Source organism: Streptomyces sp. SID14478 (assembly GCF_010548525.1).
Taxonomy (GTDB): Bacteria; Actinomycetota; Actinomycetes; order Streptomycetales; family Streptomycetaceae; genus Streptomyces.
Genome location: NZ_JAAGMG010001353.1, coordinates 1 through 6,479, shown reverse-complemented (window position 1 = coordinate 6,479; position 6,479 = coordinate 1). Strand labels below are relative to the sequence as shown.

6 protein-coding genes and 1 pseudogene are annotated in these 6,479 nt (G+C 71.6%); 5 read left to right on the top strand and 2 right to left on the bottom strand.

Annotated elements, in window-relative coordinates; all coding sequences use genetic code 11:
* A partial coding sequence (locus tag G3I40_RS43250) for a PspC domain-containing protein (protein ID WP_239092290.1) occupies positions 1-480 on the bottom strand: 480 nt, incomplete at its 3' end.
* A 171-nt stretch (positions 481-651) separates the two neighbouring features.
* Between G3I40_RS43250 and G3I40_RS43245 the strand changes: the two genes are divergently transcribed.
* Together G3I40_RS43245 and G3I40_RS43240 are read left to right on the top strand one after the other, a co-directional pair.
* Complete coding sequence (locus G3I40_RS43245; protein ID WP_203645844.1) at positions 652-1,968, top strand: ATP-binding protein; 1,317 nt, start codon at positions 652-654, stop codon at positions 1,966-1,968.
* On the top strand, positions 1,965-2,663 hold the full coding sequence (locus G3I40_RS43240) for a response regulator transcription factor (protein WP_164560272.1): 699 nt from the start codon (positions 1,965-1,967) through the stop codon (positions 2,661-2,663). The genes G3I40_RS43245 and G3I40_RS43240 overlap by 4 nt, the downstream gene beginning before the upstream one ends.
* 1 nt (position 2,664) lies before the next feature.
* Here G3I40_RS43240 and G3I40_RS43235 read toward each other — a convergent pair whose 3' ends face one another.
* The gene (locus G3I40_RS43235; protein WP_164560271.1) at positions 2,665-3,177 is read right to left on the bottom strand and encodes a cupin domain-containing protein; all 513 of its coding nucleotides are present in this window, start codon (positions 3,175-3,177) and stop codon (positions 2,665-2,667) included.
* A gap of 96 nt (positions 3,178-3,273) precedes the next feature.
* Here G3I40_RS43235 and G3I40_RS43230 point away from each other — a divergent pair, with 96 nt between their 5' ends.
* The 3 genes and pseudogenes from G3I40_RS43230 to G3I40_RS43220 form a co-directional block, all read left to right on the top strand.
* Positions 3,274-3,924: a LysE family translocator gene (locus G3I40_RS43230; protein ID WP_164560270.1), complete on the top strand. Its 651-nt coding sequence runs from the start codon at positions 3,274-3,276 to the stop codon at positions 3,922-3,924.
* A gap of 1,328 nt (positions 3,925-5,252) precedes the next feature.
* Positions 5,253-5,423: pseudogene (locus tag G3I40_RS43225) on the top strand (DNA-binding response regulator); the annotation flags it as partial.
* 22 nt (positions 5,424-5,445) lie between these two features.
* Positions 5,446-6,479, top strand: a 1,034-nt coding sequence (locus G3I40_RS43220) for a threonine/serine exporter family protein (RefSeq protein ID WP_164560269.1), incomplete at its 3' end; no start/stop codon positions are given.

The following is a 6,479-nucleotide window of genomic DNA, read 5'->3' as shown; positions in this document are numbered from 1 at the left end:
CGCGTCGGCCACGGCCTGCGCGGCGACCGGGTCGGGGTCCGCGGCGCGGCGCGCCTGCGACCAGTAGCCGGCGCCCGCGAGCAGCAGCGCGAGGACGACGGCGAAGGTGAGCGCGCCGCCGTTGTTCAGCATCGACAGGAAGACGCCGCAGCCGACCAGGGCCGTGACGATGGCCGCCAGCCCGGGGCCGTCGACCCGGCCGGTCAGCAGCTTCCTGAACTCGTTCTCGTCCTCGTCGTCGTACGCCACGAAGAGCCAGGCGAAGCCGTAGAAGATCAGGCCGACGCCGCCGGTCACGGCGAGCACGGACAGGCCGATCCGGAAGATCACCGGGTCCATGTCGCAGGTCCGCCCGAGGCCCGCGCACACGCCGCCCAGCGTCTTGTGCCGCCGGTCCCTGCGGAAGGGGAAGCGGTCCGGCCCGGTGTCGGCGTCCCGGGCGGTCGCCCGGTCCGTGTCGTGAGAGGCGTGCTCCGTCATACGTCCATGGTGACGGGCGCGGGCCGCCCGCGGGAGTCGGGACAACCCTGGCCGGACCCTGAGATCGTCCCTGAGTCCCCGGGTCCGTACCCCGGCGGACCCGGAGATCAGGGACGTATCCGGGATCGACCCTGATGCCCGCGCCCCGTCCGCCGTGTGACGATCGGTGGCATGCCGGAAGCAGCGTCCGTCCCCCGCACCGAAGAGACGCGGGACGCCCGAGACCCGCGGCCGCCGCGCAAGCTCTACCGCAGCAGCGACGGACGCTGGCTCGGCGGAGTGGCGCGGGGGCTCGCCGGGCACCTCGGGCTGCCCGTGATCTGGGTGCGCCTGGTGTTCGTGGGCCTGTTCATGGCGGACGGCCTCGGAGGGCTGCTGTACGCGGCGTTCTGGTTCTTCGTGCCGCTGGGCGTGGGCGGCGTGGGGGCCGGCCGGCCCACCGTGCTGACCACCGAGACGGCCGCCGACGGACGCCGCAGACTGGTCGCGCGCCGCCCCGACAAGGGCCAGCTCCTCGCGCTGCTGCTGATGGTCGTCGTCGCGATGATCTTCGTCCAGAACGTGAACCTCACCGGGAACGCGAAGGCGTACCTGGTCCCCGCCGTCCTCGTCGGCGCGGGCGTCGCCCTCGTGTGGCGCCAGGCCGACAACGCGCGCAGGGCCCGCTGGGCCGAGGTCGGCCGCCGCAAGCGCACCCTGAGCCTGGCCCGCGCCGCGGCCGGAGTCGTCCTCGTCGGCGCGGGCGTCACCGGCATCTTCGTCACGCAGGGCGCCACCGAACACCTCGGCTCGATCCTCCAGGCGGCGCTCGCGGTCCTGGTCGGCATCGCCCTGCTCGCAGGCCCGTACCTGATCCGCATGACGCAGGACCTCTCCGAGGAGCGGCTGATGCGCATCCGCGCCCAGGAGCGGGCGGAGGTGGCCGCCCACGTCCACGACTCGGTGCTGCACACCCTCACCCTGATCCAGCGCAACGCGGACAGCCCCGCGGAGGTCCGCAGGCTGGCCCGCGCCCAGGAACGCGACCTGCGGGCCTGGCTGTACAAACCGGCCGCCGCCGAGAACCCCCAGGAGCCGGAGACGGTCGCCGAGGCCGTCAAGCGCCATGCGGCCGAGGTCGAGGACAAGCACGGCGTCCCCCTGGAGGTCGTGGTCGTCGGCGACTGCCCGCTCGACGAGGGACTGCGCGCACAGATGCAGGCCGCGCGGGAAGCGATGGTGAACGCGGCCAAGTACGGTGGCGAGGGCGGAGCGGTACAGGTCTTCGCGGAAGTGGAAGGGACCGGGGCGGGGGGCGAGGTGTTCGTGTCGGTACGCGACCGAGGACCCGGCTTCGACCTCGACTCCATCCCCGTCGACCGCATGGGCGTACGGGAATCGATCATCGGCCGGATGGAACGCAACGGCGGGACGGCCCGGCTGCGGGCGGTCCCGGACGGCGGCACGGAGGTCGAACTGACCATGAAGAGGGCGGAGAAGACGTCATGACGGAACAGACCGAGGCAGTGGACCAGGGGCCCGGGCGCCACGTCCGGGTCGTGCTCGTCGACGACCACCGCATGTTCCGCACCGGGGTCCAGGCAGAGATCGGCCGCACGGAGACGACGGGCGTCGAGGTCGTCGGCGAGGCGGCCGACGTCGACCAGGCGGTCACCGTGATCACGGCGACGCGCCCCGAAGTGGTGCTCCTCGACGTCCACCTCCCCGGCGGCGGCGGGGTCGAAGTCCTGCGCCGCAGCGCCCAGTTGATGGCGGACGCCGAGAACCCGGTCCGCTTCCTGGCCCTTTCGGTGTCCGACGCGGCGGAGGACGTCATCGGCGTGATCCGCGGCGGGGCGCGGGGCTACGTCACGAAGACGATCACCGGCACCGACCTCGTCGACTCCATCTTCCGCGTCCAGGACGGCGACGCGGTGTTCTCGCCGCGCCTGGCCGGCTTCGTCCTCGACGCGTTCGCCTCGACGGACGCGCCGCCGGTGGACGAGGACCTCGACCGCCTGACGCAGCGCGAGCGGGAAGTCCTCCGGCTGATCGCCCGCGGATACGCGTACAAGGAGATCGCGAAGCAGCTCTTCATCTCGGTGAAGACGGTCGAGTCCCATGTCTCGGCCGTCCTGCGCAAGCTCCAGCTCTCCAACCGGCACGAGCTGACGCGGTGGGCGACGGCGCGGCGGCTGGTGTGAGTCAGGGGCGTCGCCCCGGCAGCAGCGGCGTCAACTGCTCGATGTCGTACCGGAGTCGGAGCGCGGCGACCGCGTCGGCCGACGGCGCGCCGCTGCCGATCAGCTCACCCATCTCCCTCAGGTAGTCCTCGTGCCCGGCGGGCGCCACCAGGAAGAGCAGCCGGGCCGGGGCGGGCCCCGGGTTGGCGAAGGCGTGCGGGCAGCCCGCGGGCACGTACATCGCACTGCCCGCCCCGCCGCGGAGCACCTTCGCGCCCTCCCGCGACTCCCAGGTCTGCCAGTCCCCGCCGGTCCGCTTCAGCGGCTCGAACGCGAGGAGGTCCAGCTCGCCCTCAAGGACGTAGAAGACCTCCTCGGCCTCCTGGTGCAGATGTGCCCCCACGTCGAAACCGACCCCGATCCCGGCCTCGAACATCGACCACCGTGGCGTGTGCTCCACGCCGACCTTGAGCGTCATCCCGGCCGCCTCGATCCTGCGACCGGCGCCGGGAGAGAGCAGAAGTCCGTCGGTCATGAGGTGCAGCGTGCGGCCCTCCGGCCGCGGCGGGCAATGCGTCCGCGTACGTAAATTCGGCGGCACCGGCCACCGACGTATGGCTCCATGGACTGCATGATGTCCACCGATCGCCTCCTCGCCTTCGCGGCGATGTCCTTCCTCCTCATCGTGATCCCCGGCCCGAGCGTCCTGTTCGTCGTCGGCCGCGCCCTCGCCCAGGGCCGCCGCGCCGCGCTGACGACGGTGATCGGCAACACGCTCGGCGCGTACACGCTCGTCGTCGCCGTGGCCCTCGGCGTCGGCTCCGTCGTGGAGCGCTCGATCGTCGTCTTCACCGCGCTGAAGCTGCTGGGTGCGGCGTACCTCGTCTACCTGGGCATCAAGGCGATACGTCAACGCCGGTCGCTGCAAACGGTGTTCGCGAAGGGCGCCGATGCCGACGGCCCCGGCGCCGGTTCGCTGCGCACCCTTTGGGAGGGCTTCGCGGTAGGCGTCGCCAACCCCAAGACGATCGTCTTCTTCGCGGCGGTCCTGCCCCAGTTCGTCGACCGGGAAGCGGGCCACACCGCACTGCAGATGCTGCTCCTCGGCCTCGTCTTCAACGCCATCGCGGTGGCCTCCGACAGCGTCTGGGGCCTCGCGGCGTCCTCGGCCCGCGCCTGGTTCGCCCGCTCCCCGCGCCGCCTCGCGATGGTCGGCGGGACGGGTGGGCTCGCGATGGTGGGGCTGGGCGTGACGGTGGCGGTGACGGGCCGCAAGGAGTGAACATCGCCGGGAACCCCGCCCGACGCGAACCGCCGACCGGGGCCCTGGCGAACGCGGGCGCCGTGTTACGCCGGGACGGTGTGGTCGAGAGGCCGACACGACGCGCACGACGCGGTGCCGGCCGACCCGATCCGACTCGCGCAGCTGAACCTGCCGGACCCGACATGAGGCCTTGCGGGGAGCCGATTGGTGGGGAGCCGGCTGGTGGGGTGGGGGGTCCGTCGCTTTGCGACGGTGGGGTGGTGAGGGTGGTTCGAAGTCGAGTGTCGGGCCGGTGGGCGCCTTCTTATTGGATTGCGTGGCTGGTCTCCGGTGGGTGGTTGAGCTACCTCCGATTGTCGAGTGTCGTCGCGCCGCCCGTCTTGGGCTGGCTTTCGTAGCCTGAGGCTCTGGGTGGAAGGGGCCCAAGTCACCATTTCCTCAAAGGCCCTTCGGTCGCACCCGCCACTCCCTGTGGCTGGTTGTCTGCCGCTATGTGGGGTGGTGACGGTGGGGAAGAAAAGACGCAGCTAGAGGGAGGGGTGGTGGGGTTCGTGGGGTGGGTGCGGCTGGTGGGGGGCTGGGGTCGTCACACGCGTCACATGTGACGCTTCCGTCTCTCTGGTGCGGCTCGTGGAGGGTTTAGGACACCCGCCAGATCGGGCGGATGTCCTAAACCACCCACGAACCCGTCGACGATGCCTCTGTCGTCACATCCACCACTCACACACCAGCAGCCAACGGACCGGCCTCCCCCACCCCACCCCGTAGCTGCGTCTTTTTCCCACCGTCACCACCTCACATACGTGCCACCCAACCCGTCACGTCGAGTGGCGAGTTCGACCGAAGGGCCTTTGAGGAAATGGTGACTCTCTCCCCTTCCACCCAGAGCCTTAGCCGACGAAAGCCAGCCCAAGGCGGCCGTTCGACATCGACGAGAGAATCGGAGGTAGCTCAACCCGCCACCGGAGACCAGCCACGCAATCCAATAAAAAGGCGCCCACCGGCGGAGAGGTGACTTCGAACCACCCTCGCCACCCCACCGTCGCAAAGCGACGGACCCCCCACCCGCCACCGGCTCACCCACCCGGCAACGACACCTCTACCGCGCCGGATCCGCACGCGCGCGGTTCGGAGCTTCGGGCGCCCGCCAGCGCCTCCACGAGAACCAGTCGCCCCCAGCTCTACTCGGCGTAGTGGGACGCCAGTTGGGGCTTCGGAGAGTACGGCGATCGTGTTCGTCGTCAGGTCACTCAGCAGGAGTTCCGCCGCTTACGTGACGTAGCCGGAGAGCGCCCGTGAGTCCGCGAGCCCGCCTGTCACGGAAGAGTCGCCGTACGCGGCCGGCGCTGGACGAGGGGCGGGACAACGTGACGATTGCCGCGCTGCTCGTCGTCTCCGAGCGGGCCGTCAGCAAGCACATCGGGAACGTCTTCGCGAAGCCCGGCCCGGAGGCGGGCGAGAGTGGGCGCCGGCGGGTGCTGTCCGTGCTCGCTCACCTCAACAGCCATATGGGCTAAATGTCCGTTACGCTCGTTTCGTATGGCTGTGAGGAACGACATCCCCGCTTCCCCCGCTCCCTGGCTGACCCAGGCCCTGCCGCGGCTGCGCGGCCTGGAGCCGACGCGAAGTTACGGGTACGCCGGTGAACCGCTGCACGACGACGGCCGGGGCGGTATGGAGGCCTACGCGGCACGCGTCGCCGATCTCGCGATGCGGATCGGCGAGGCGCTCCTGTCGTACGGGGCCTCCGCCGAGGAGGCGGTCGCCGGGATGCTCGTCACCGCGGAGACGTACGGGCTCAGCCACTGCGAGCCGAGCGTCACGCTCGCCCAGGTCTCGCTGTCCGCGCACGCGCCCGGCGAGTTGACCCCGCTGCACGCGAGCCGCGTCATCCGCAAGCACGCCACCGACTTCCGGACCCTGGGGCGCCTGCACACCCTGGTGGCCCGGATCAGCGAGCGCGAGCTGTCGCTGGAGGAGGCGCAGGCGGGGGCCAACCGGATACTCGACGCACCACCGGCCCGCGGGCGCTGGGCGCGGTGGCGGGTGCCGGTGCAGACGGGGCTCGTGGCCGCGGGCGGCGGGACCGTGTTCGGCGGCGGCCTGCTCACCGCCCTGTGCTCGTTCGTGGCCGGGCTGCTCGGGGCGCTGCTGAGCGGATGGCTGGGGCGCAACGGCGTCCCCGCGTTCTACCGGTTCGCCGTCGCCTCGATGCCTGCCGCCGTCATGGCCCTCGCCGTCAGCCGGATCGCGCCCGCGCACGCCGTGCAGGCCATCGTGGTCGCGGGCGTTCTCGGCCTGCTGCCCACCGTGACCTTCGTCAGCGCCGTGCAGGACGCGCTGACCGGGCACTACCTCACCGCGCTCGGGCGGCTCTTCGACGCGCTGCTCGTCTTCGCCGCCGTCGTCACCGGGGTGGTGGCGGTGCTCGGCGTCGGGCACCTGGTGGGTTTCACCGTGCCGATCGTGCCGTCCACGACGCGGGCCGAGTACCTCGGCGCCCCGGCGCTGGGCGCCGTCGTCTTCGCGGTGGCCGTGGCGGCGCGGGCGCGCACCCCGCGACGCGACTGGCT